The organism is Nonomuraea rubra, assembly GCF_014207985.1.
Classification (GTDB): Bacteria; Actinomycetota; Actinomycetes; order Streptosporangiales; family Streptosporangiaceae; genus Nonomuraea; species Nonomuraea rubra.
The window spans coordinates 5443819-5465292 of the sequence record NZ_JACHMI010000001.1; the positions used below are offsets into that span (position 1 = coordinate 5443819).

Genomic DNA, 21474 nt, shown 5'->3' on the forward strand with positions numbered 1-21474 from the left:
GTTGGGCCGGGATCGGCGCGGCTTCATCTCGTTGGCGGCCTGCCGTTGCTGCGGCCGGAGGAGCAGGTCTTCGCCGCGATGCTGGACGGCTGGCGAAACCAGCAACTGGCTCGGCGCCTGGCGTTCGCGACGGTGGAAGGCCGGGAGCGGAGCGTGCGGATGTTCACCGCGCATGCCGGGGCGTTCCCGTGGGTGTGGTCTCCGCAGATGGTGGATGAGTGGATGACCGATCTGCAGGCGGTGCGGCGGCTCCGCAGGTCGACGCTACGGAACTATCAGTTGTCGGTGAAACTGTTCTGCCACTACATCACCGACCAGGTCTACGCCTGGCCAGCGGAGCGCCAGGCGCGGTTCGGCACGCATCCGGTCCAGGTCGTGCACGAGTGGACCGCGATCACCCATCTTCAGGACGCCGAGGGTGACCCGGTCAAGCGTGCGTTCACGCGAGAGGAACTACAGGCGTTCTTCGACCATGCCGACGCCGAGGTGGCCCGGATCCGTAGCGAGGGGCGCAAAGGCTGGCTGCCGCGTTCCGGGACGCGACCCTGTTCAAGACCGCGTACGCCTACGGGCTGCGTCGCCGTGAAGCCCAGATGCTCGACCTGGCGGACTTCGGCCGCAATCACCACGCCGCGGAATTCGGAAACCGGGGTGTGGCCTACGTCCGGTTCGGCAAGGCCATGAAGGGCTCACCGCCCAAGCCACGCAGTGTGCTGACGGTCTTCCCGTGGTCGGTGGACGATTTGTGTGCATCTGATGCCGGTTCGCATGTACGGCCGCGACGATGACCACGTGGACACCAGGAGGAACCAGCCGATCGCGGCGCCGACGGTAGGCCGTCGATGATGTCGGGAATCAGGCGCCGCCGCACGTGGGTCTTCCGGGTCTTGGCGGGCGCCGGCGCGGTGGGGTTCATCGCGGCCGTGGTGGTCGTGTGGGTCACCTCCGAGGGGAGCGTCGATCCGGCCGGTGCCACCATCGGGCTGGCCTCGCTGCTGCTGGCGGCGCTGGCGCTGCGGCAGTCCCGCACCAGCGGCCCGCCATCCCGCCCGGCCGTCCGCCCCGCCGATGAACAGCAGCGCGAACGCACAAGCTCGCCTGACCAGCTGGACCTGCCGCAGGATGAGGACCCCGCTCATGAGGCGCCGGTGGGACGACCGCCACTGGCCGCAGCCGGCCCCGACCTTATCCAACCCGGGCCGGCGACGCCGAACCGACGGGCGTTGCCCGACGCCGCCACGACCGCCGCGCCGGATGGGCTGGGCAGGCTCCCGCGCCCGCCGGCGGCGGTGTTCCTGGGCCGCGGCCAGGTTCTGACCCGGTTGCACCGGACGCTGACCAGGACGCAGAAGACGGGATCGGTGGTGATCACGCAAGCGGCCGTCTACGGGCTAGGCGGTATCGGGAAGAGCGAGCTGGCGTTGCAGTACGCCGCCCGCCACCGCGACAAGTACACGCTGGTGTGGTGGTCCGAGGCCGACAACCCCACCCAGATTCAGGCGTCGCTGGCCGAGCTGGCGCGAACCGTGTGCGTGGGGGCTGATTCGGTGGCGGCGGCGCAGGCGAGTGCGGAGGAGGCCGCGGCCTGGGCGCTGGTGTGGCTGGCCGCCCACCCGGGCTGGCTGCTGATCTTCGACAACGTCGAGGATGCCGAGGATCTGCACCCGTCTTTGGGGCGGCTGAGCGGCGGGCGGGTGCTGATCACCAGCCGCCGCGATACCGGCTGGCAGGACGTGGGCTGCACCCCCATCAGCCTGGAGGTGCTGGAGCCCGAGGCGGCCCGGCAGCTGCTGGCCAAGCTGATCGGCATCCGGCCCACCACCGAAGACGGCGAAGAACCGGCGGCGCGGGAGCTGGCGCGCCTGGCCGAGGAGCTGGGGTTCTTGCCGCTGGCGTTGCGGCAGGCGGGCGCGTTCATCGCCCGCACCCCCGGAGTAACCGTCACCGACTACCGCCGGCTGCTGCACCAGGCTCCCGATGGGGAGGAGGTGCTGGCCCGGGTGTGGGCGATCACCCGTCAGCGGATCGCCGAACGCGACGCGCTGGCGCCGCGGCTGCTGGCGCTGCTGGCCTGCTATGCCCCTGACCAGTTGCCCGTTGATGTGCTGCACCACCTGCCCGAGGTCGAGCCTGTGCGGGTCGGTAAGGCGCTGGCGTTGCTGGCCTCCTACAGCATGATCACCATCAGCAACGATCGGGACGCGGTCAGCGTGCATCGCCTGGTCCAGGCCGTCACCCTGGCCGACCTGTCCGGCCAGCAGCGCCGAACCGTTAGGGAGGAGGCGGCCAGCGTGCTGGCGGCCGCGCTGCCCGAGAACCCGACCGTGATCGGCACCTGGGCTCTCTACGGACGGCTGCTTCCCCACGCACGCACGGCTCTGGCGCCCGAATCGGACGCGATGAACCAGGTGATCGACTACCTGAAGGCCAGCGGCGCCTACGCCACCGCCATGACCGTGCAACACCACCGCTACCGAGCCCTGCTTGATCGCGATGGCCCGCACCACCTCCGCACCCTGGTCGCCCAGGCTGAGCTGGCCTATTACACCGCCATGGTGGGCGATGTGGTGGGGGCGCGTGATCAGTTCGCGGCGCTGCTGCCGATCCGCGAGCGGGTCTCGGGTGCCGAGCATCCGGACACGCTGGCCGTCCGGGCCAACCTGGCGCGCTGGTCGGGGGAGGCGGGGGATGCGGCCGGGGCGCGCGATCAACTCGCCGAGCTGGTACCGATCCGTGAGCGGGTCTCGGGTGCTGAGCATCCGGACACGCTGAACGTCCGGGCCCACCTGGCCTACTGGTGGGGGGAGGCGGGGGATGCGGCCGGGGCGCGTGATCAGTCCGCGGCGCTGCTGCCGATCCGTGAGCGGGTTTCGGGTGCCGAGCATCCGGACACGCTGACCGACCGGGCCAACCTGGCCTACTGGTCGGGGCGGGCCGGGGATGTGGTGGGGGCGCGTGATCAGTCCGCGGCGCTGCTGTCGATCCGCGAGCGGGTCTTGGGCGCCGAGCATCCGGACACGCTGGCCGACCGGGCCAACCTGGCGCGCTGGTCGGGGGAGGCGGGGGATGTGGTGGGGGCGCGTGATCAGTTCGCGGCGCTGGTGCCGATCCGCGAGCGGGTCTCGGGTGCCGAGCATCCGGACACGCTGGCCGACCGGGCCAACCTGGCGCGCTGGTCGGGGGAGGCGGGGGATGTGGTGGGGGCGCGTGATCAGTTCGCGGCGCTGGTGCCGATCCGTGAGCGGGTCTCGGGTGCCGAGCATCCGGACACGCTGACCGCCCGAGCCCACCTCGCCTACTGGACGCGGCGCTGCGAGGACGGAAATGCGGGTTCCTCCAACGAGAATCAGTAGGTTCACATTCGGACTTCGAGGCGATTATCGGGCCAATCTAATCCAGTTACACGGGGAAGATCATCCAGGCCCTTCGGCGACCAGGCCCCACCCGCCCCACATTGCACCATCCGAGCGGCGGATACGACACAGTCGAATACGTCACGTTGCCAGTCCTGGGCAGCCCGGACTGCTACGAACCGCACCTCACCATAAGCCGCGCGAGTTTATTTCATCTAGGTACGATAGCGGCATGGCAGGTCTTGAACGGATCACTCAGCCCACCCTTGACGTCCTTGAGACGCTCCTTCACGCCTTCGACAACAACGAGGACATTCACGGTTGGGCCATCATCAAAAGGACTAAACGAGCAGGTCCTACTGTCTATAAGGCGCTTGACCGTCTCGAAGACGCCGGTATGATCACCGGCGCGTGGGAAGAGCTTGGCCCTGACCAACCCGGCCCAAGGCGGCGTTTCTACCATCTCACTGGGGAAGGTGCGGCAGTCGCACGCACACTCCTCGCCGAGAGGAGACCATCCGCTCTCTGCCCAAAGCCTGCGTTCGGCGTCTCTCTCCTGGGATACGGGAAGGTCCAGGGCGGTGAGGCCTGTTGAACGGCGGTGAGATCGTCCTCGACGCCATACTGGGACTGCTCGTCAACGAGACGTGCGACGTCTCTCCCTGGCTGGCCCGCAGGTTGGTCCGATGGTCCGCTCGTCGCCGGTACTGTGAGCTGTTTTCATCCTTGGTTGGGAGGATGCTGATCACAGCATGATCGAGAGTCCGACGTTCGCCTGAGGATGTATCGAAACCCCTGGTAGACGGGTGGATCACCACAATCAACGCCGTCACCACCAGGGGCTCGGATGCTTTTCTATCGTGCTGCCGTCGATTTGTCGCGCCCAACGCTGAACTACATGGCCGGCATCATCCGCCGCCACCGCAAGGCCATCGGCTCCACCTGGCGGCGGCTCAACCCCGCCCAGCAGGCCCTGCTGGTGCTGGTCTACCTGCGCAAAGGCGAGACGTTCACCGAGCTCAGCGCCGGGTTCGGCGTCTCGGTGGCCACCGCCTGGCGGTACGTGGAAGAAACCGTCGCCCTGCTGCGCGCCCGCGCCGCCAAGGTCGACCGCGCCTTACGCCAGGCCATCCGGGACGGGCTGCACTACCTGGTGCTGGACGGCATGCTCATTCCTATCGACCGCGTGCGCGCCGACCGGCCGTACTACTCGGCCAAGCACCGCATGCACGGCATGAACGTCCAGGTCATCGCCGCGCCCGACGGCACGATCATCTGGACCTCCGGCTCGCTGCCCGGCAGCACCCATGACCTGACCGCCGCCCGCATCTGGGGGCATCCTGCGAGCGCTGACGCAGGCCGGCGTCCGGACCCTGGCCGACAAGGGGTACCAAGGCGCCGAAGGCCCGGGGGGCTCACCCAAGGCCAGGTAGTCAAGGTTTCTGGGCGGTTGGCAAGCGCGCTGTGGAGATCGGCTCGGCGGTGTAGATGCCTGGTCTTATCTTGCGGATGAGTTGGCTGGCGGCCCCGCGCGATAGCTGCCGATACATCGTGTTCAGGGTGACATCGCCGAGGTGTTGGGCGATGTCACGGGCCTTCCAGGGGCGGTTGGGATCTTGGTGAAGGAGGGCCAGGACCTGTTGTTGTCTGCGGCGGTCGGTGGGGTCATGGGTCGCTCGTCCCGGGACGCGGCGGGCAGCGTGGCGGGGGTGGCAGGAGAGTGATGTCGAGGTCGGTGATGGTGCGGCTGTGGTCAGGCCGGCCGTCGTCGAGCCGTTCGTTGTAGCGGGAGGTGGGTGATTTGACCTTGCGGGTGCTGACGCGCGGGCGGCGTGGTGGCAGTAGCGCCGCCAGGACGCGGCGTGCGATGGTTGCGATCAGGCCGGTGGGCATGCCGGGGTTGTCGCCCGGCTGAATGACCAGGTCGCGGGCGGTGTGCAGGGCGATGGAGAAGCTGCAGCGGTCGGGGTCGGTGCCGGGCCGGGATTCAGCGGCGTCGACCATCACGCTGCGCAGCAGTTGATGGAGCGTGAGCACCGACCACATCTCCTGCTCCAGTCCGGCGGGGTCGCCCGAGCGCAGGATCCGTCCTTGCATGATGGTGTGGCGGAGCGCGTAGTAGGCGGACTCGTGTTCCCATCGCTGGTGGTAGAGCCTGACCAGGGTGGCGGCCGGGTAGCGGCGGGCATCGGTCAAGGTGGTGACCAGGCGGTAGGTGCCGGTGAAGGTGGTGCCGTCGGCGCAGGTCACCGTGATGCGGGCCTCGATAACGCGGATCTGCAAGCTGCCGATCATCGAGAGATAGGAGCCGTCGGTGATGGTGGTCAGGATGGGGGTGCGGCGGTTGCTGCGCAGCCGGCCGAGCACCTTAGCGCCGGTGGCGTTGACCTGGGCGAGGAAGGCGTTGCCGTCGAAGCCCTTGTCCCATAACACGAGCATGTCGGGCGTCAGTAGGTGCAGCAGGCGCCGGGCATAGCCGCTCTCGCCCTCGCCGGTGGGGCCGAAAACCGCGCCAATCAGGGCCCGCGTTCCGGTCTCTGCCAGCGTCATCAGCTCCAGCAGCGGGTAGCCGCCGTGACCCGGGCTGCCCAGCCAGGCCCGATGACGGACGGTGTCGGGCGCCTTGAGTGAACTGGAGCCGTCGAAGGAGACCGTGCGGTAGTTCCCGAACCGTACTCCAGGCGTCGTGGGCTGGGCCAGCGGTCCGCTCAGCACCTCGAACAGGCGCCGCATCGGCGCGCAGCCGACTCTGCGGCGCAGGTCACGCAGCGCTTTGGCGGTGGGCGTCACGACCGGCAGGGCAGCCAGCGAGGCCGTCAGCTTCTGCCAGACCAGCAGGTAGCCGACCTCGGGGGACAGACACATCGCCAGCAGGAAGTAGACCCCGACACGCGAGGGCAGCGCGCGCAGGCGGCGCTGCACGCCGCGGGTTTCCTCAAGGACTGCATCGACGAGCTCGAACGGTACGAGCGCGGTCAGCTCCCCCAAATGCCCGGGAGCGAACAATCTCCCGGCTGCTGAGCGGGGCGAAGATCCCGTCTCGACAGCGTGGGAAACAGCAAAGCTGGCATACTCGGCAAGCAACGGAGATCCAGTTCTTCGACGGCTGGTTGTGGAAGATCACCGTTCTACTGGATCTCCGTTGCCATGTTCTGAGAACTCGCGTGCTTGACAGCACCACGACGACCTTAACTACCTGGCCTTGGGTGAGCCCCCTCGGTGCTGGACCTGGTGGGCAACAGCACCATCCTCGATTCCCTGGCGATGCTGCGGCGTGGCGGTCGCGCCTGCCTGGCCGGCTGGCTGGGCGGCCTGGATCCGATCGCCGACTTCAATCCGCTGCTGCAGATGGCCAGCGGCGTCTATCTGACGTTCTTCGGCAGTTTCGTCTTCGGGACCCCCGGTTTCCCGCTGTCCGACGTTCCCTTGCAGGAGATCGCCGAGCAGGTGGCGGAGGGCCGGCTGAAGGCCAAGCCGTCGCGTGTCTTCGGCTTCGAGCAGGTACGCGAGGCGCACGTGAGGCGGGCCCCGCTGACATGCCGGCCGTGGTGCTCCTGCACGGATTCCCACCAGCTCGTTCATGTTCCGCGGCCTCGTCCCCGCGCTGGCCGACGACTACCACGTCATCGCCCCCGACCATCTGGGCTTCGGGCTCTCCGATGCGCCACCCGCAGACGAGTTCGCCTACACCTTCGACGCTGACCGACCTGACCGCCGCCCTGCTCGACCACCTGGGCGTCGCCCATTACGCCATCTACGTCCAGGACTACGGTGCCCCGATCGGATGGCGCCTCGCCCTGAACGACCCCGCGGCGATCAGCGCGATCATCACCCAGAACGGCAACGCCTACGAGGCCGGCTTCGTCGACGCCTTCTGGGGGACGGTCTGGGACTACCAGTGCGAGCAGACTCCGCAGACCGAGGCGGCGATCCGCGAGGCGCTCACCCTCGATGCGATCAAGTGGCAGTACCTCACCGGCGTGCCCGACCCGAGCCTCGTCAGCCCGGACACCTGGCACCACGATCATGCCCTGGTCTCCCGCCCCGGCAACGACCGCATCCAACTGGCCCTCTTCCGTGACGAAAAGTTGATCCTCCCCCATCGATGTCAGGACATGCACCTGGTAGCGCGGCCAGGCCGGCCCGTTCTCACCCGACCGTCCCGGCGCGACGCAAGTTCGGCGGCGGACCGGGCGAGTCATGAGAGGGATGCGAACCATCGCCCCGCCGCGTTCCAGCGCTCGACGACGGGGAACCCGGATCGCCCGGCAAGGGGGGCGATATCGTCGATCGAGACAGTCGCCCAGGTGAACCAGTCGCTCGTACGGCCGGCCTGGCGCAGCCGGATGGTGTGGACCCCGCTCTGTGCGCCCGGCGGCGAGAGCTCCGCGATCACCGTTCCTCCCGGCCTGACCAGCTCGCGCAGGCGCTGCAGGAGGGCTGCCGGGTCGCCGCCGATGCCGATGTTGCCGTCGGCCAGGAGCGCCTCGGCCCACCACCCGGTTCCCGGAAGGGGTTCGAAGACGCATCTGCGCAGCGCCGGGCCGCCTGCGCGGCGGGTCAGCTCCACGGCCAGGGGCGTGATGTCGATGCCCAGAGCGGGAATTCCCATACGGGTGAGTGCCACGGTCAGTCTTCCGGGCCCCGAACCGACATCGAGAGTGGGTCCGCCGCATCGGGCCAGAATGTGTTCGTCGCCCTCGTTGTACCGGAGCCAGCGCTGGGCGGCGAGTGACCGTATCCGGCCGTCGGCATATTCGATGTCGACGTCTCCACCTCTAAGGCAACTCTCGTAGAAGGCGCCAATCACGCGGCTTTTCCATAGAGGAGCACGATGTTCACACGGCCACCATTACCCTGGTGGGCCGGTGCCGATCCTTGCGGAGCCGTCATGGACGCGGGGCCGCGGTCGCCTGGCAAAAAAGCGTTCAGCGTGCCCTCAGGGGAAAGTCAGAATCTGGCAGACGGGACAGGCCGCACGCCCCGCTCAGGACATAGAAACCAGCGGCCCAAACCGCGGCGTACACCATAAAAATGCATTTTCGCGGACCCGTTCCGGTCATTTCTCGGAACGACGTCATGTCTTCGTAAGGGAAAGGGGCGCTGCCGCCGCGTTAGCGTCGGCCCATGGAGATCGATGTGGTTCTGCCCTGCCTGAATGAGGAGGCGGCCCTGCCCTGGGTGCTCGGGCGGATGCCGCCCGGCTTCCGCCCGATCGTGGTCGACAACGGTTCGACCGACGGGTCCGCGAGGGTCGCGACGGAGTTGGGCGCGTCGGTGGTGGTCGAGCCCCGGCCCGGATTCGGGGCCGCGTGCCACGCGGGGCTGACGGCCGCGACGGCGGAGGTGGTGTGCTTCATGGACGCCGACGCATCTCTCGATCCCGGGCAGTTGCCGTGCGTCGCGGGGCCGGTCCAGGCGGGCAGGGCCGATCTGGTCCTCGGTCGCCGCGTCCTCGGGGCGGGCGCCTCCTGGCCGGTGCACGCCCGGCTCGGCAACGCCGTGCTGGCCCGCAGGCTGCGCCGTCGTACCGGTGCCGACCTGCACGACCTGGGGCCGATGCGGGCGTGCGGACGTGCCGCCCTGCTGGCCTTGGAACTGGTGGACCGGCGGTTCGGCTACCCCTTGGAGATGGTGCTGCGCGCCGGTGCGGCCGGCTGGCGGATCGCCGAGGTCGATGTGGACTATCTGGCCCGTACGGGGAGGTCGAAGGTGACCGGGACGGTGCGCGGCACACTGCGGGCGATCGGTGACATGCGCCGGGTCATGGCCGACAGGACGGCATGAGGTGAGTTCTCATCGTCTCGGCGGCGCGCAGCTCCTGGTGATCGCCAAGGAGCCCGTACCGGGGAAGGTGAAGACCCGGCTGAGCCCGCCCTGCACTCCCCGCGAGGCCGCCGCGCTGGCCGGTGCCGCGCTGGAGGACACGTTGCGGACGGTCGCCCGGGTTCCGGTGGCCCGCCGCGTGCTCGCTCTCGACGGGGCTCCTGGGCCGTGGCTGCCCGCCGGGTTCACGGTCGTTCCGCAGCGCGGCGGCGGCCTGGACGAACGGCTCGCCGCCGCGTTCGACGACGCCCACAGGCTGTCGCACATCCCGATCGTGCTCATCGGCATGGACACCCCGCAGGTGTCCGCCGGCCTGCTGGCCGACGCCGTGTCCTTGCTCGGCTCCCACGACGCGGTGTTCGGCCCCGCGACGGACGGGGGATTCTGGCTTCTCGGGCTGCGCGCCCCCGACCCCGATCTGCTGCTCGGCGTGCCGATGTCCGAGCCGACCACAGGGGAGATCCAGCTGAAGAGACTGACTGAGGCCGGGATGAGCGTCGCCTGCCTGCCTTGCCTGACCGATGTGGACACCATGGCGGACGCGGTCGAGGTGGCGGCACTGGCTCCACGCTCCCGCTTCGCCGTCGCGCTGGCCGGAACGGCGGTGCGGTCATGATCCCTCCCCGCGAGGCGAAGGTGCTGGTCACCGGCGCGGCCGGATTCATCGGGAGCCATGTGGCGGAGGCGCTGGAAGCGGCCGGACACGAGGTGGTCCGCCTCGATCTCAGGACCGGCGACGATGTGCGCGACGGTGCCGCACTCGACCGCGCGATGGCAGGCGTCGGCGTCGTCGTGCACCAGGCGGCCAAGGTCGGGCTCGGCGTGAACGTGGCCGACCTGCCGGACTACGCCTCGGTCAACGTGTACGGCACGGCCGTGCTGCTGGCCGCGATGGCCCGGCATGACATCGCTCGGCTGGTGCTGGCCTCCTCGATGGTGGTCTACGGCGAGGGCGCCTACGACTGTCCGACTCACGGCAGGGTACGGCCCGCACCCCGTTCCGCCGCCGCCCTGGCACGCGGGCACTTCGAACCGCATTGCCCCCGGTGCGATTCGGAGGTGGTCTACGCCGGCATCGAGGAGGACGCGCCGGCCGATCCCCGCAACGCGTACGCCACCAGCAAGCTGGCGCAGGAGCATCTGGCCGCCAACTGGGCGCGCGAGACCGGGGGCACGGCCGTCGCGTTGCGGTACCACAACGTGTACGGGCCCAGGATGCCCCAGGACACGCCGTACTCCGGGGTGGCGGCGATCTTCCGATCCGCGCTGGAGGCCGGTCGAGCACCCAGGGTGTTCGAGGACGGCGCGCAGTTGCGGGATTTCGTCCACGTCCGGGACGTCGCTTGCGCGAACGTCGCCGCGCTCCGCGGCGGCCGGCCGGGCCTGCTGGCCGCGTACAACATCGCCAGCGGGCAGCCGCGCAGTGTCGGCGACATGGCGGTGGCACTGGCCACGCACTGCGGCGGGCCGGAGCCGGTGATAACGGGGGGATACCGGCTGGGCGACGTCCGCCACATCGTGGCCGCTCCGCACAAGGCGGGCGCGGAGCTCGGGTTCCATGCCCGGATCGGGTTCGACGAGGGGATGAAGGAGTTCGCCACCGCACCCCTGGCCTGCCCGGAGTGACCTGCCGCGCGGCGGGAACGGCCGTCCTGCTGGTCGCACTGGTCGGCACGCTCGCGTGGACGGCCGGCCAGAACGCCGTTCCCGCGGATCGTCACGGCCTGTTCTGGCCGTACGCGCTGGCGTGGGCGTTCTTCGGCGCGGCGACGTGGGCCGTGCGCGGGCTGCGGGCGCGCCAGGCGATGTGCCTGCTGATCGCCGGTGGGGTCGCCGTGACCGCCACCGGCCTCCTCTCGCCGCCCGTCACCAGCACCGACTCCTACCGCTACGCCTGGGACGGGCGGGTGCAGGCCGCGGGTGTCTCGCCCTACGATCACGCCCCGGCCGAGGCGGTGCTGGCGCCCCTGCGCGACCTCTGGCTCTTCCCGCGCGGCGCCGGCTGCGAGGGGCCCGACCGTTATCCGATCACCTCCGGGGACTCGGTCGCGTCGTGCACGCGGATCAACCGCCCCGGCGTGCACACGATCTATCCGCCCCTGGCGGAGGCGTACTTCCTCCTGGTGCACGGACTCTCGCCCGAAGGGGCACGGCACAAGCCGCTGCAGATCGGCGGTGCGCTCCTGGCGCTCGCCACCTCAGCCGTGCTGCTGATCACACTCAGCCGCCGGCCCGGGACCCGGGACAGCGCTCCCGCGTACGCCGCCTGCTACGCGTGGTGCCCCGCCGTTCCGCTCGAACTGGTGAACAACGCCCACGTCGACGCGCTCGCCGTCCTGCTCGCCGTCATCGCCATGACCACGACGAACAGGCACAGGGCCCTCGGCGGCACGCTGCTCGGCGCGGCGACCGCCGTCAAACTGCTGCCCGCCATCACCGTACCCGGAGCGCTCTCCGGGATCCTCGCGACAGACGGGAGGTCGCCGGCGCGCCGGATGCTCGATGCCCTGGCCGTGCTCGGCCCCGCCGCCCTCGTCGTGGCGCTCGCCTACCTGCCGTACGTGCTCGCCTCGCGCGGCTCGGTACTCGGATATTTCTCCGGCTACGTGACCGAGGAGGGTTACGACGACGCCGGCAGCAGGGACCGGTACGCATTGCTGAGGCTGGTCCTCCCGGACTCGTGGGCGTTCCCCGCGGCCCTTCTCATCCTCACAATCGCGATCTTCCACGTACTGCGCCGCGGTGACGCGGACCGGCCGTGGCAAGGCGCCCTGGCGGTGACCGGTGTGGGGTTCCTCGTGTTCACGCCCGGCTATTCCTGGTACGCCGTACTGGTCGTCGCGCTGGTCGCCCTCGACGGCCGGTGGGAGTGGCTCGGCGTCCCGCTGGCGAGCGGCGCGGCGTACATGGGCCCCGGCACCGGCGCGGGGACCATCGGCTACGCCCTTGCCGCGCTGGCGGTGGCCACCGGGCTTGTCGCACGCGCGGTCCGTCCCTCGACCAGCAGCGCCTGCAACGCCCCAAGACAGCGAAGGGGTGCCGGGGCGCGGTTTTGGAGAGGCTCGTTCTGGTAAGGAGACCGAACGGCCGACATCGGATTTCGGGGGGATCGGTGCCGGATGTGTCGCGGGGGCGCGATCGTGTCAAGCCCGGCAAGAAGAGCCGCCTGGCCGCGCGCCTTGGGGGGTGGAGCGGGCCGCCGGGGCCGTTCCGGCCGGAGTTCTGGCGCAGTCCGCTCCGCGGCCCCTGGCTGACCTCGGTGCTCGGACTGGTCCTGCTGGCCGGGATCACCCTCGTCGCGATCACCGGACTGATCTCGTACGCCGCCTACGAGCCTCGGTTGCCGGGCAACGACACCACCCCGGGCAAGGGCCTGCTGGGCTTCTACCTCTTCGACTGGCCCACGGACCCGGTCTGGTTGTACCGGGTCACCCAGGGCGCGCACGTCGTCGGCGGGCTGACACTGGTGCCGATCCTGCTGGCCAAGCTGTGGTCGGTCATCCCCAGGCTGTTCGCGTGGCCGCCAGCCCGCTCGGTGGCGGAGGCCGTCGAGCGGGCCAGCCTGCTGCTGCTGGTCGGCGGAGCGATATTCCAGTTCGTGACCGGGATCCTCAACATCCAGCTTTTCTACGTCTTCCCGTTCTCCTTCTACCCGGCCCACTTCTATGGCGCATGGATCTTCCTGGCCGCCTTCGCCGTACACGTCGCCATCAAGCTGCCCCGCGTCCTCCGCACTCTGCGGAAGCACGGCCTGCGCGACTACCTGCGCACCTCTGTGGCCGACACCCGCCCTGAGCCGCCGGACCCCGACGGCCTGGTCGCCACCCACCCGGCGCCCGCCACGATGTCCAGACGCGGCCTGCTGGCCTTCGCCGGCGGCGGCTCCATGATCATGTTCGGCCTGTCCGTCGGCCAGTGCCTCGACGGGCCGTTGCGCCGCACCGCGCTGCTCGCGCCCCATGGGCGCCACTACGGTACCGGCCCCAACGACTTCCAGGTCAACAAGACAGCGGCGAGCCTCGGCGTCACACCGGCCAGCACCGGCGAGTCCTGGCGGCTGGCACTCGTCGGACCGCACCGGATGGCACTTTCCCGTGAAGACCTGCTGGCGATGCCGCTGTACACCTACGCCTTGCCGATCGCCTGCGTAGAAGGATGGTCGACCGTCCAGACCTGGACCGGCGTACGGCTGGCCGACCTCGCCCGGCTCGCCGGGACCCAGACCGGCTCGGCAGGCGTCACCACCAGGTCTCTGCAACGCGGGGGCTACTTCGGCCAGGCCTCACTCAGCGCCGTGCAGGTCGCCGACCCGCGCTCGCTGCTGGCACTGCGGGTCAACGGTGCCGACCTGTCCCTCGACCACGGATACCCGGCGCGGGTCATTGTCCCCAACGCTCCCGGAGTACACAACACGAAGTGGGTGCGCGAGCTCGACTTCACCCGGAAGCGACCGTGAACAGCCACAGCCGGTGGGCAAGGACCTACGGCGCTCCGCCGTGGCACCTGCTCGCACTCGTCCTCTGTTTTCTGCTCGCCGCTTACACCGCCACCCGGGTGGTCGGCGCGGGAATATGGCCGGGCTTCCTGGTGTGGTTCGTGGGAGCCGTCATCTTCCACGATCTGGTGCTGTTTCCCCTCTACTCCGCCGCCGACCTCGCCGCCCAGGCCGCCACCACCCATACCCATACCCGTCGCCGTCGTCGTACAGCGGCTCGGCCTCGGCCGCCGGGGCGGCCGGTGGCTGCGATCAACCACCTGCGTGTGCCGACCGCGTTCTCCGGTCTGCTGCTGCTGGTGTGGTTCCCGCTCATCCTGCGCGGCGCTGAGCCCAACTACAGGGCGGCGGCCGGCTTGAGCACCATCCCTTATCTCAACCGATGGATTCTGATCACCCTGGTACTCTTCGCCGCCTCGGCACTGCTCTACGTGCTGCGACGCCTGGCCGCCGGGCGGGTCGGCCGTTGAGTACCCCGCCGATCGGCGACTACGCGATGCTGTCGGACTGCCGGTCCGCCGCGCTGGTCACCTCCGACGGCTCTGTCGACTGGCTGTGCCTGCCGCGTTTCGACAGTCCGGCGCTCTTCGCCCGGCTACTGGATGAAGAGGCCGGCTTCTGGGCGATCCGGCCGGCGAGCCCGGCTGAGGTGAATGAACCGCGCCGAGTTTGATGGAGGCCGTGGTGTGCCCCGAGTTGAGTCCATCGACTCCACCCAGACCGCCACCCTGGTGACCAGCGCGCTAGGCATGGCCATCGACAACCGCACGCCACCCGCCGGAACGATCATCCACTCCGACCAGTTCGGCTCCTGGGCCTTCACCCAGCGGGCCAAGGACTCCGGCCTGCTGCCCTCCATGGGCAGCGTCGGCGATCGCTTCGACAACGCCATGATGGAGTCGTTCTGATCCCGGATGCAGGTCGAACTCCTCGACCGCCGGCGCTGGAACACCCGCATCGAGCTCGCCAACGCGAACTTCGAGTACCTGGAGATCTGGCACAACCGGCAACGACGACACAGCAGCCTGGGCATGCCCACCCCGATACAGTTCGAGAACACACCCACCGTGGCATGACAATCCAAAAACGCGACTCCACCCAACTCGGGGCACACCAGCCTCCAAGGAACCCGGATCGGTTCATTCCAAGCCGAGCCGATCTTCTTGGAGGTCGATCAGGAGCATGTCGTGGACATTCACCGCGGCTGACCACACAGGGCAGCGGGAAGGTCGACACCTTGTGGGCGCCGCGGGCAGCTCGACGACCACGTCACGGCGCCTGGCCAGCAGATTGGCCAGGCGCCGCTGGTATCGTCGATCGCTTGCTCGTTTCCCGATCCGTCCGGCTCCCCGGCACCAAGCACACAGCACGCGCTCGGCACCGGGGGCATGAGGGCCGTTCCGCGGGCCCGCGGTCACGTCGAGACGATGGTCAGACGGCCCTGCGTGACCACTGCTGGTTGGTGCCGGTGTTGCACGGGTACTGCTTGAGGATCGCGCCGTCCGCGGTCGATGCGGACGGTACGTCCACGCATTTGCCGCTGTGTCGTGCCCGGAGCTGGAAGTAGCCGCCGTTGGCGATCAGCTGGAACTGCTGGTTGGTGCCGGTGCCGCAGGTGTACTGGATGAGCTCGGCGCCGTCGGCGGCCGAAGCGCTCACCACGTCGAGGCACCTTCCGCTGTGGCGGCTGATGATGCGCCAGTAGCCGCTGCCGGCGTCCTGGAACTGCCACTGCTGCCATGCGTTGCCGTTGTAGGTGTACTGGCCGACGCGGGCTCCGTTGTCGGTGTTCGGTTGCTGGACGTCCATGGCCTTGCCGCTGTGGCGCACGGTGATCGCGTAGTACGTCGGCGGAGGGGTGGGGCCGATGGTGTCGCCCCAGGCGTACCGGATCCGGTCGGCGCCGGAGGGGTTGCGGACGGTCAGGTGGAGATCGGTGCCGCTGCCGCTCAGGGCGTACATCGAGTACCAGTCGTAGCCGATGTCGCCTGGTTTGCCGCCGAGGGCGGGCCAGTAGGTGCCGCCCATCTGGTTGTCCCGCATGACCTGGGCCATGGCGCGGATGTGGCGCACGAAGTTGTCGGTGCTGTTGGCGTCGCCGTAGTTGAGGCCGGTGGACATCGGCGCGCCGAACTCGGTCGCGATCGCGCGGGAGGCGCAGGTGCCCAGCCGCGTCTGGATGTGGTTCCGGAAGGCGTCGTAGGTCATCGCGCTGTAGAAGAAGGCGTAGTGGTGGAAGGACAGCAGGGTCGCGTTGAAGCGGCTGTCGTTGCAGATGTCGCGCAGGTCCTGGCTGTAGCCGGTGCCGCCGATGAGCACCCGGTTCGCCGGGGCCGAGTAGTGGTGGGCGAGCCAGGCGGCGGCGACGTCGCGCCATTCGGCCGAGCTGTAGCCGTGCGGCTCGTTCATCGGCTCGAAGTAGACGTTGCCGTTCGAGCCGTAGGTGCTGGTGACGCTGGACCACATCGTGTTCCACGCGGCGAGGTTCGTGATCCTGCCGCCGGAGGCGGCGCCGTCCTCCCAGTAGGCGAGGATGACCTTGAATCCGCGGGCGGTGGCGGCGTCGATGGCGCCGCGGTAGGCGTTCCACCAGGTGGTGTTGGCCACCGTGTGCGTGTTGATGGGCAGCCGGACGGTGTTGACGCCCATGGTGGAGGCCATGTCGTCGTAGAGGGCGCCGGCCTTGGCGCGTACGGTCGCGTTGCTGTCGGACTGGCTCAGGCCGTGCAGGACGAGCGTGCCGGTGCTGAAGTTGTCACCCAGTACGGCCCAGTTCATGCCTCGGAACTGGCTGGTGGCGGCATGGGCCGGCGCCGCGGAGACGACGAGGCTTGCCGCCGCGGTGAGCGCGGTCACCACAAGGGCGGTCAGTAACCGGCGTAACGCCGTGATCGGTGTCATGGAACTCCCATCACTAGATCCAAATTCCTGGGTCGAACCTCACTTGCGACATCATCTTGATGACGCACCTCAGGGCCGCCCGCATCGTGCTGCTCCAGCAACAGGATCGGCGGTTGTGGGACATTGCTGCGTACGTAGGGACGGCGGCGGTGGCTTACGTCGGCCGTGTTGCCGATGCCTTCGACGCCGTGCTGGTCGATGCCGGGATCCGCGTCATGGCGCTCGGCATCCATCGACGTGATCGTCTTGGGGACGCCCTGCTTGGAGGCATCCTGAGGGCGTATCGGCATGCGGCTCGACCTGGCCGGATGATGAATCACCACCCACAGGCTCAGAGGGTCGGCACGATCGGACGGATCGTTCCGTCTGCGGCGAACTCCATCCGGTCGACGGCCACCTCCCTGTTGGTCCCGTTCCCCGCTGGCACGGCGAACCGGTGGTAGGCGATGTACCACGTGTCGGTGTCGGGCATGCGGACGACCGAATGGTGCCCGGTGCCCTTGATCGCGGCCTCCAGCCGCTTCTGCAGCACCACGCCGCGCTTGGTCCACGGTCCCAGCGGGCTCGACCCGGTCGCATACGCCACTCGGTAGTCCTCGCTGCGGGTGTCGTTCTCCGACCACATGAAGTAGTAGATCCCGCCGCGTTTGAACACGAACGGCGCTTCGTTGTAGCCCGATGGGGTGATCGTCCGTACTTGCGCTGGGTTGAAGGAGGTCATGTCGCCGTTCAGCGGCACGACGCGGGCGACGCCCTGCCCCCAGTAGAGGTATGAGCGGCCGTCGTCGTCGGTGAAGACCATCGGATCGATCGCCTGGCCGGAGTACTGGCCGGCGGCGATGAGCGGCCGTCCGAGCGCGTCCCGGAACGGGCCCGTCGGCGAGTCGGAGACCGCGACGCCTAGCTGCTTGGCGGTGTTTCCGGTGGCGGCGCCGCCGCTGAAGTACAGGTAGTAGCGGCCATTGGCCGCCGCGACCGCCGGGGCCCAGGCCGAGTCGTCTGCCCAGGACACGTCGGGGCCGTGATCCAGGACAACGCCGTGGTCGGTCCAGGTCACCAGGTCGGCGGAGGAGAATGCCTTGTAGTACGTGCCGCGCCAGCTCGCGTAGCCGTCGGTCGTCGCGTACAGGTAGTAGCGGCCGTTGATCGCGGTGACGTGCGGGTCGGCGAACAGGCCGGGAATCACCGGGTTCCGGTTCGTCTTGGGTGCCCACGGCGCGGCGATCCGGAACGAGCTGTCCGCGCGGAAGGTCGCGGTGTCCTGGTACGGGTCCAGCCAGAGCTCGAAGTCCCGGTGCCTGATCCGGCGGCTCGGATAGTTGTAGGAAATCAGCGACGTCGATCCGGCGACGGAATCGTCGACGGCGCAGAACGTGGCGTCAGCCCGGAACGTCGCGTCGCCGGTGTTGGCGTCCACACGCAGCCGCCAGTCGCGGTGTCGCAGAAATCGGCCCTCCTTGGTCTGGAAGGAGAAGCAGGAGGGCGTGGCCAGGCCGTTGACGATCGTGAAGGTCGCGTCGAGCTTGGTTTGGGTCGCGGCGGCCGAGGTGACCGGGTCGACGCGGCCGAGCGCGTCGGCGTGCCGGACGTACCGGCCGGGGTAGTTGACCGACTCCAGGGACCGGGCGCCGGTCGGCAGCGTCGCCGCGAGCGCCGGAGCGGCCGTGGCCACCAGGTCGAAGCAGGCCAGAACGAGCGCGGCCGTGGCGGCCGCCCATCTGCTCACCGTCATGCGTGCCTCCGTCTGAGCGCCATCGATGTTAGCGCTATCAATCTTGGCTGGAGAGCTGATTAGCATCCGGCCAGGTCAGGCACCGTCATTGGGATCGGTGACCGCGCCACCGCGCAGGCCGAGCCGCTGACGGATGATCACACGGGTGGGCCGCTCGGCGTGCCGAGCGGCCGGCGGCTCAGCCCCAGTGTTGCAGTAGCCGGTCGTACTCGGCCTGGGTGATCGGCAGGACGGTGCCGTGGCGCGGCCGGCCGGGCATGGTGTAGCTGGAGACGGGTGACCATTGCCGGGTGTTCAGGTCGGTGGTCGTGAACGGTACGTAGCCCCGGCCTCCGTACTCGTCGATGAACATGTACCAGCGCTCGTCGGTGTTCGATTTGAAGACCAGCGGGCCCTCGCCCTGGCTGATCGCGTTGTTCCCGAGGCAGTCTGCGACGAAGGAGTAGGTGCGGTTGAGCATGGTCGCCGACTTCTCGGCGAGGATGAACTTGCCGCACGGGGTCTGCGATGTGCTCCGCTCGTCCTTCGTGAAGCGGTAGTAGGTTCCGTTGTGCTTGGTGATCGTCGAGTCGATCGTCGAGTAGCCCTTGTCGACCCAGATCTGCGCGGCGCTGAAGGTCCGGAAGTCGGATGTGGTGGCGTACATCATCCGGTTGTAGGTGGTGCCGGTGTGGTCGGGGTCGCCGGCGGAGTACAGTTTCGACGCCCAGAACACGACGTACTGGCCGAGTCCCTCGTCGTAGTACGCCTCCGGGGCCCATGTGTTGCCGGCCGTGTCCGGTGAGACGCGTGCCAGGCGTGGCGCGCTCCAGTTGACGAGGTCGGTCGATTCCCAGACCACGATGGACTTGCTGCCGGTCCGCTGGACCTGCTCCCAGTTGCCGTTGCCGTACATCCGCAGGTCGGTGGCGATCTGGTAGAACCTGTCGCCCTGCGGTGAACGGATGATGAACGGGTCGCGTACGCCGCGGGTACCCAGGGTCGAGGTCAGCACGGGCCGTCCACCGTTGAGCTGGCGCCACCGGGTCGGGTCGTTGCCCTGGCTGAGCGCGAAGTAGATCTGCTCGCCGGCGGAGGTGTTCTCGCCGGTGAAGTAGGTGAACAGATAGCCGGCGTACTTCGGGGCCGATGGCGTGTCGGCCCGGACCAGTTGCCACTGCTGGTTGGCGGCGCCCGTGTCGGTGTACTGGGAGATGCGGGCGCCGTCGGCGGTGGACTGCTCCCAGACGTCGAGGGCCTTGCCGCTGTTGCGGTTGATGAGCTTGACATATCCGCTGTCGGTGTCCACGACGCGGAAGTGCTGGTTGGTGCCGCCGTTGTCGGTCCACTGGACGACGTTCGCCCCGTTCGCCGTGGACGCCGAGGCGATGTCCATCACCTTGCCGCTGTGCCGGGCTCGGAGCTTGTAGTGGCCGTTGCCGGCGTCGGCGAACTGGAACTGCTGGCTCGCCTGGCCGGCGCGGGTCTGTTGCTGGACGGCGGCGCCGTCGGCGGTCGACTGGCCGGCGATGTCGATCGCTTTGCCGCTGTGCCGGGAGACGATCTGGTAGTACGCCGCCGGGTCGATCACGGCCGCGTTCGCCGGCGGTTCCGTGACCAGTGCGGCGGCGCTGCTCGCGATCAGTGCGCCGAGGAGGACGAAGGTGGTGCGGCGTCTGTGCGGACGTCGCGGTGAGGTCCGAGCGTGGAGAGGCTGTGTCATTGAACCCGTCCCGTGTGATGGTGAAGGGTGGCCGGCGCCATGTCGGGGCACCGCCCGCCCTGTCGTCCGAGCGGTGCCCCGGTCAGGTCTCGTGTCAGACGCGGCGGCGGGTGAAGCGCTGGTTGGAGCTGCCGTTGTAGGTCCACTGGGAGATGCGGGCGCCGTCGGCGGTGGAGTGTTCCCAGACGTCCATGGCCAGGCCGGACTCCCGGTTGACGAGGCTGATGACGTCACCGCCGTGGTCGACCACGCGCCACTGCTGGCCGGTGGCGCCGGTGTCGGCCTGTTGGACGACGTCCGCGCCGGTCGCGGTGCCCGTGGGCTGGAGGAACAGGCCACTGTGCCGGGCCTTGACGCGGACGTGGCCGTCGCTGGAGTCCACGAACTCGAACTGCTGGTTGGGGCGGCTGTTGGCGGTGTATTGGATGAGCCGTGCGCCGGCGGCGGTGGAGGCCTGGTCGATGTCGGCGGCCTTGCCGCTGTGCTGGGCCACCAGGGTGTAGGCGGCCGGGCCGCCGGGCGAGTCACCCAGCTGGGCTTCCCACCTGGTGTTGGGCCCGGCCGCGCCGGCCGGAAGGCGGTCACGGGCGGCGGTGTCGCCGTACATGGTCCAGCGGGCCCAGTCGACGACGGTGTTCGGGAAGCGGTTGTCGCTCCAGAAGCTGGTGTGGCTGCCGCCGACGAAGGTGAGGAACGCCTTGGGCCAGGTCATTTCCGTGTACGCCTGCCGGGCCGAGGAGTACTGCGTGGTCGAGTCGCGGTCGCCGTGGACGAACAGGACCTTGGCCGAGACCGAGCCGGCCGGGTTGCCCATGTCTACGCAGGACTGCGGGTTGGCGGAGATGATCCGGCTGTCGGGCCAGGAGGTCAGCAGGCCGTGGGTGGTCATGCCGCCCAGGGAGTGGCCTGACACTCCGACGCCGATGCCGGTGTTGATGTGCCCGGCGAGCGCTCCGCTGGTGTTGAGGGCGAGGGTCTGGGTGAGGATCTGCGAGACGTCCTTGGAGGTGTTGCCGTTGTTGACGTCGTTGAAGTTATGGTTGAAGTGCGGGGCGGGGACGATGAAGCCGGCCGCGGCCAGGGCCCGGATGATGAACAGCGAGTTCTGCGGGCTGCTGCCGTAGCCGTGGGTGAAGTTGTAGACGGGGAAGACGCCGTCGGCGACCGGGGCGTTCGTCACCGGGTTGCCGCCGGGGGCGCCGGTGGCGGGGTAGTAGACGTAGGTGGTACACGGGCGGCTGCCCCGGGTCCAGTCATACCGGCGCACGCCGACCGCGAACGGCGTGGTCGGCGCCGTGTCCAGCGGCCCGACGGCGGAGAGCGCCTGCCCTGCGCCGAGCAGGGACAGGCCGAGGCCCGCCGCTCCGGCCGCGCTCACGCTGAGGAATGTCCGCCGTTGCATGGTCATGGATGACTCCTTGAGTGCAGGGGTGGCTGTAGCCATCGGAGTTCGGTTGGGTCCGCT

General features: G+C 69.1%; 19 protein-coding genes and 2 pseudogenes. 14 read left to right on the forward strand and 7 right to left on the reverse strand.

The window, feature by feature from the left end:
* The first annotated feature begins 45 nt into the window (after nucleotides 1-45).
* The 4 genes and pseudogenes from HD593_RS24740 to HD593_RS24755 all read left to right on the forward strand — a co-directional run.
* On the forward strand, nucleotides 46-684 hold the full coding sequence (locus tag HD593_RS24740) for a hypothetical protein (RefSeq protein ID WP_185104495.1): 639 nt from the start codon (nucleotides 46-48) through the stop codon (nucleotides 682-684).
* Between the two features lie 203 nt (nucleotides 685-887).
* On the forward strand, nucleotides 888-3353 hold the full coding sequence (locus HD593_RS24745; RefSeq protein WP_185104496.1) for a tetratricopeptide repeat protein: 2466 nt from the start codon (nucleotides 888-890) through the stop codon (nucleotides 3351-3353).
* Between the two features lie 232 nt (nucleotides 3354-3585).
* Nucleotides 3586-3948, forward strand: coding sequence for a PadR family transcriptional regulator (locus HD593_RS24750; RefSeq protein WP_185104497.1), 363 nt, complete (start codon nucleotides 3586-3588; stop codon nucleotides 3946-3948).
* A 252-nt stretch (nucleotides 3949-4200) separates the two neighbouring features.
* Nucleotides 4201-4744: pseudogene (locus tag HD593_RS24755) on the forward strand (transposase family protein); the annotation flags it as partial.
* Between the two features lie 274 nt (nucleotides 4745-5018).
* Here HD593_RS24755 and HD593_RS24760 read toward each other — a convergent pair.
* Nucleotides 5019-6437, reverse strand: a complete 1419-nt coding sequence (locus HD593_RS24760; RefSeq protein WP_185104499.1) for an IS4 family transposase — start codon at nucleotides 6435-6437, stop codon at nucleotides 5019-5021.
* A 135-nt stretch (nucleotides 6438-6572) separates the two neighbouring features.
* Between HD593_RS24760 and HD593_RS60370 the strand changes: the two genes are divergently transcribed.
* The gene (locus HD593_RS60370) at nucleotides 6573-7055 is read left to right on the forward strand and encodes a zinc-binding dehydrogenase (RefSeq protein ID WP_221524933.1); all 483 of its coding nucleotides are present in this window, start codon (nucleotides 6573-6575) and stop codon (nucleotides 7053-7055) included.
* Nucleotides 6979-7434: a hypothetical protein gene (locus tag HD593_RS64965; RefSeq protein WP_341850712.1), complete on the forward strand. Its 456-nt coding sequence runs from the start codon at nucleotides 6979-6981 to the stop codon at nucleotides 7432-7434. The genes HD593_RS60370 and HD593_RS64965 overlap by 77 nt, the downstream gene beginning before the upstream one ends.
* A 117-nt stretch (nucleotides 7435-7551) precedes the next feature.
* Here HD593_RS64965 and HD593_RS24770 read toward each other — a convergent pair whose 3' ends face one another.
* Complete coding sequence (locus tag HD593_RS24770) at nucleotides 7552-8163, reverse strand: methyltransferase domain-containing protein (protein WP_185104500.1); 612 nt, start codon at nucleotides 8161-8163, stop codon at nucleotides 7552-7554.
* Between the two features lie 317 nt (nucleotides 8164-8480).
* Here HD593_RS24770 and HD593_RS24775 point away from each other — a divergent pair, with 317 nt between their 5' ends.
* The 8 genes and pseudogenes from HD593_RS24775 to HD593_RS61700 form a co-directional block, all read left to right on the forward strand.
* Nucleotides 8481-9140 (forward strand): glycosyltransferase family 2 protein, encoded by a 660-nt coding sequence (locus tag HD593_RS24775; RefSeq protein WP_185104501.1) that lies wholly within the window; start codon nucleotides 8481-8483, stop codon nucleotides 9138-9140.
* Between the two features lies 1 nt (nucleotide 9141).
* A complete protein-coding gene (locus tag HD593_RS24780; RefSeq protein WP_185104502.1) occupies nucleotides 9142-9795 on the forward strand; it encodes a TIGR04282 family arsenosugar biosynthesis glycosyltransferase in 654 nt (217 codons plus the stop codon).
* Nucleotides 9792-10805: an NAD-dependent epimerase/dehydratase family protein gene (locus HD593_RS24785; protein WP_185104503.1), complete on the forward strand. Its 1014-nt coding sequence runs from the start codon at nucleotides 9792-9794 to the stop codon at nucleotides 10803-10805. The genes HD593_RS24780 and HD593_RS24785 overlap by 4 nt, the downstream gene beginning before the upstream one ends.
* Nucleotides 10802-12253: a glycosyltransferase 87 family protein gene (locus HD593_RS24790; RefSeq protein ID WP_221524935.1), complete on the forward strand. Its 1452-nt coding sequence runs from the start codon at nucleotides 10802-10804 to the stop codon at nucleotides 12251-12253. The genes HD593_RS24785 and HD593_RS24790 overlap by 4 nt, the downstream gene beginning before the upstream one ends.
* 38 nt (nucleotides 12254-12291) lie before the next feature.
* A complete protein-coding gene (locus HD593_RS24795; RefSeq protein ID WP_312903675.1) occupies nucleotides 12292-13635 on the forward strand; it encodes a molybdopterin-dependent oxidoreductase in 1344 nt (447 codons plus the stop codon).
* Entirely contained in the window at nucleotides 13632-14144 is a 513-nt protein-coding gene (locus HD593_RS24800; RefSeq protein ID WP_185104504.1) for a hypothetical protein, read from the forward strand. Before HD593_RS24795 ends, HD593_RS24800 begins: the two co-directional genes overlap by 4 nt.
* Nucleotides 14141-14347, forward strand: coding sequence for a trehalase-like domain-containing protein (locus HD593_RS63565; protein WP_185104505.1), 207 nt, complete (start codon nucleotides 14141-14143; stop codon nucleotides 14345-14347). The genes HD593_RS24800 and HD593_RS63565 overlap by 4 nt, the downstream gene beginning before the upstream one ends.
* Nucleotides 14348-14375: 28 nt before the next feature.
* A pseudogene (locus HD593_RS61700) lies at nucleotides 14376-14750 on the forward strand (transposase); the annotation flags it as partial.
* A gap of 355 nt (nucleotides 14751-15105) precedes the next feature.
* Here HD593_RS61700 and HD593_RS24820 read toward each other — a convergent pair.
* The 5 genes from HD593_RS24820 to HD593_RS24840 all read right to left on the reverse strand — a co-directional run bounded on the left by HD593_RS24820 (nucleotide 15106) and on the right by HD593_RS24840 (nucleotide 21417).
* On the reverse strand, nucleotides 15106-16575 hold the full coding sequence (locus HD593_RS24820; protein ID WP_185104508.1) for an RICIN domain-containing protein: 1470 nt from the start codon (nucleotides 16573-16575) through the stop codon (nucleotides 15106-15108).
* Nucleotides 16572-16895 carry a hypothetical protein gene (locus HD593_RS24825; RefSeq protein ID WP_185104509.1) on the reverse strand — a complete coding sequence of 108 codons (324 nt, stop codon included), beginning with the start codon at nucleotides 16893-16895 and terminating at the stop codon, nucleotides 16572-16574. The genes HD593_RS24820 and HD593_RS24825 overlap by 4 nt, the downstream gene beginning before the upstream one ends.
* An 11-nt stretch (nucleotides 16896-16906) precedes the next feature.
* Entirely contained in the window at nucleotides 16907-18307 is a 1401-nt protein-coding gene (locus HD593_RS24830; RefSeq protein ID WP_221524937.1) for a family 43 glycosylhydrolase, read from the reverse strand.
* A gap of 178 nt (nucleotides 18308-18485) precedes the next feature.
* Nucleotides 18486-20009 carry an RICIN domain-containing protein gene (locus HD593_RS24835; protein WP_185104511.1) on the reverse strand — a complete coding sequence of 508 codons (1524 nt, stop codon included), beginning with the start codon at nucleotides 20007-20009 and terminating at the stop codon, nucleotides 18486-18488.
* 94 nt (nucleotides 20010-20103) lie between these two features.
* A complete protein-coding gene (locus tag HD593_RS24840; RefSeq protein ID WP_185104512.1) occupies nucleotides 20104-21417 on the reverse strand; it encodes an RICIN domain-containing protein in 1314 nt (437 codons plus the stop codon).
* Between the last annotated feature and the right edge of the window lie 57 nt (nucleotides 21418-21474).

What these genes read in the sequence shown, in the direction of transcription:
- HD593_RS24750 (WP_185104497.1), top strand. Translation starts at nt 3,586, where the DNA reads ATGGCAGGTCTTGAACGGATCACTCAGCCCACCCTTGACGTCCTTGAG.
- HD593_RS24775 (WP_185104501.1), top strand. Translation starts at nt 8,481, where the DNA reads ATGGAGATCGATGTGGTTCTGCCCTGCCTGAATGAGGAGGCGGCCCTG.
- HD593_RS24785 (WP_185104503.1), top strand. Translation starts at nt 9,792, where the DNA reads ATGATCCCTCCCCGCGAGGCGAAGGTGCTGGTCACCGGCGCGGCCGGA.
- HD593_RS24820 (WP_185104508.1), bottom strand. Translation starts at nt 16,575, where the DNA reads ATGACACCGATCACGGCGTTACGCCGGTTACTGACCGCCCTTGTGGTG.
- HD593_RS24830 (WP_221524937.1), bottom strand. Translation starts at nt 18,307, where the DNA reads ATGACGGTGAGCAGATGGGCGGCCGCCACGGCCGCGCTCGTTCTGGCC.
- HD593_RS24835 (WP_185104511.1), bottom strand. Translation starts at nt 20,009, where the DNA reads ATGACACAGCCTCTCCACGCTCGGACCTCACCGCGACGTCCGCACAGA.
- HD593_RS24840 (WP_185104512.1), bottom strand. Translation starts at nt 21,417, where the DNA reads ATGACCATGCAACGGCGGACATTCCTCAGCGTGAGCGCGGCCGGAGCG.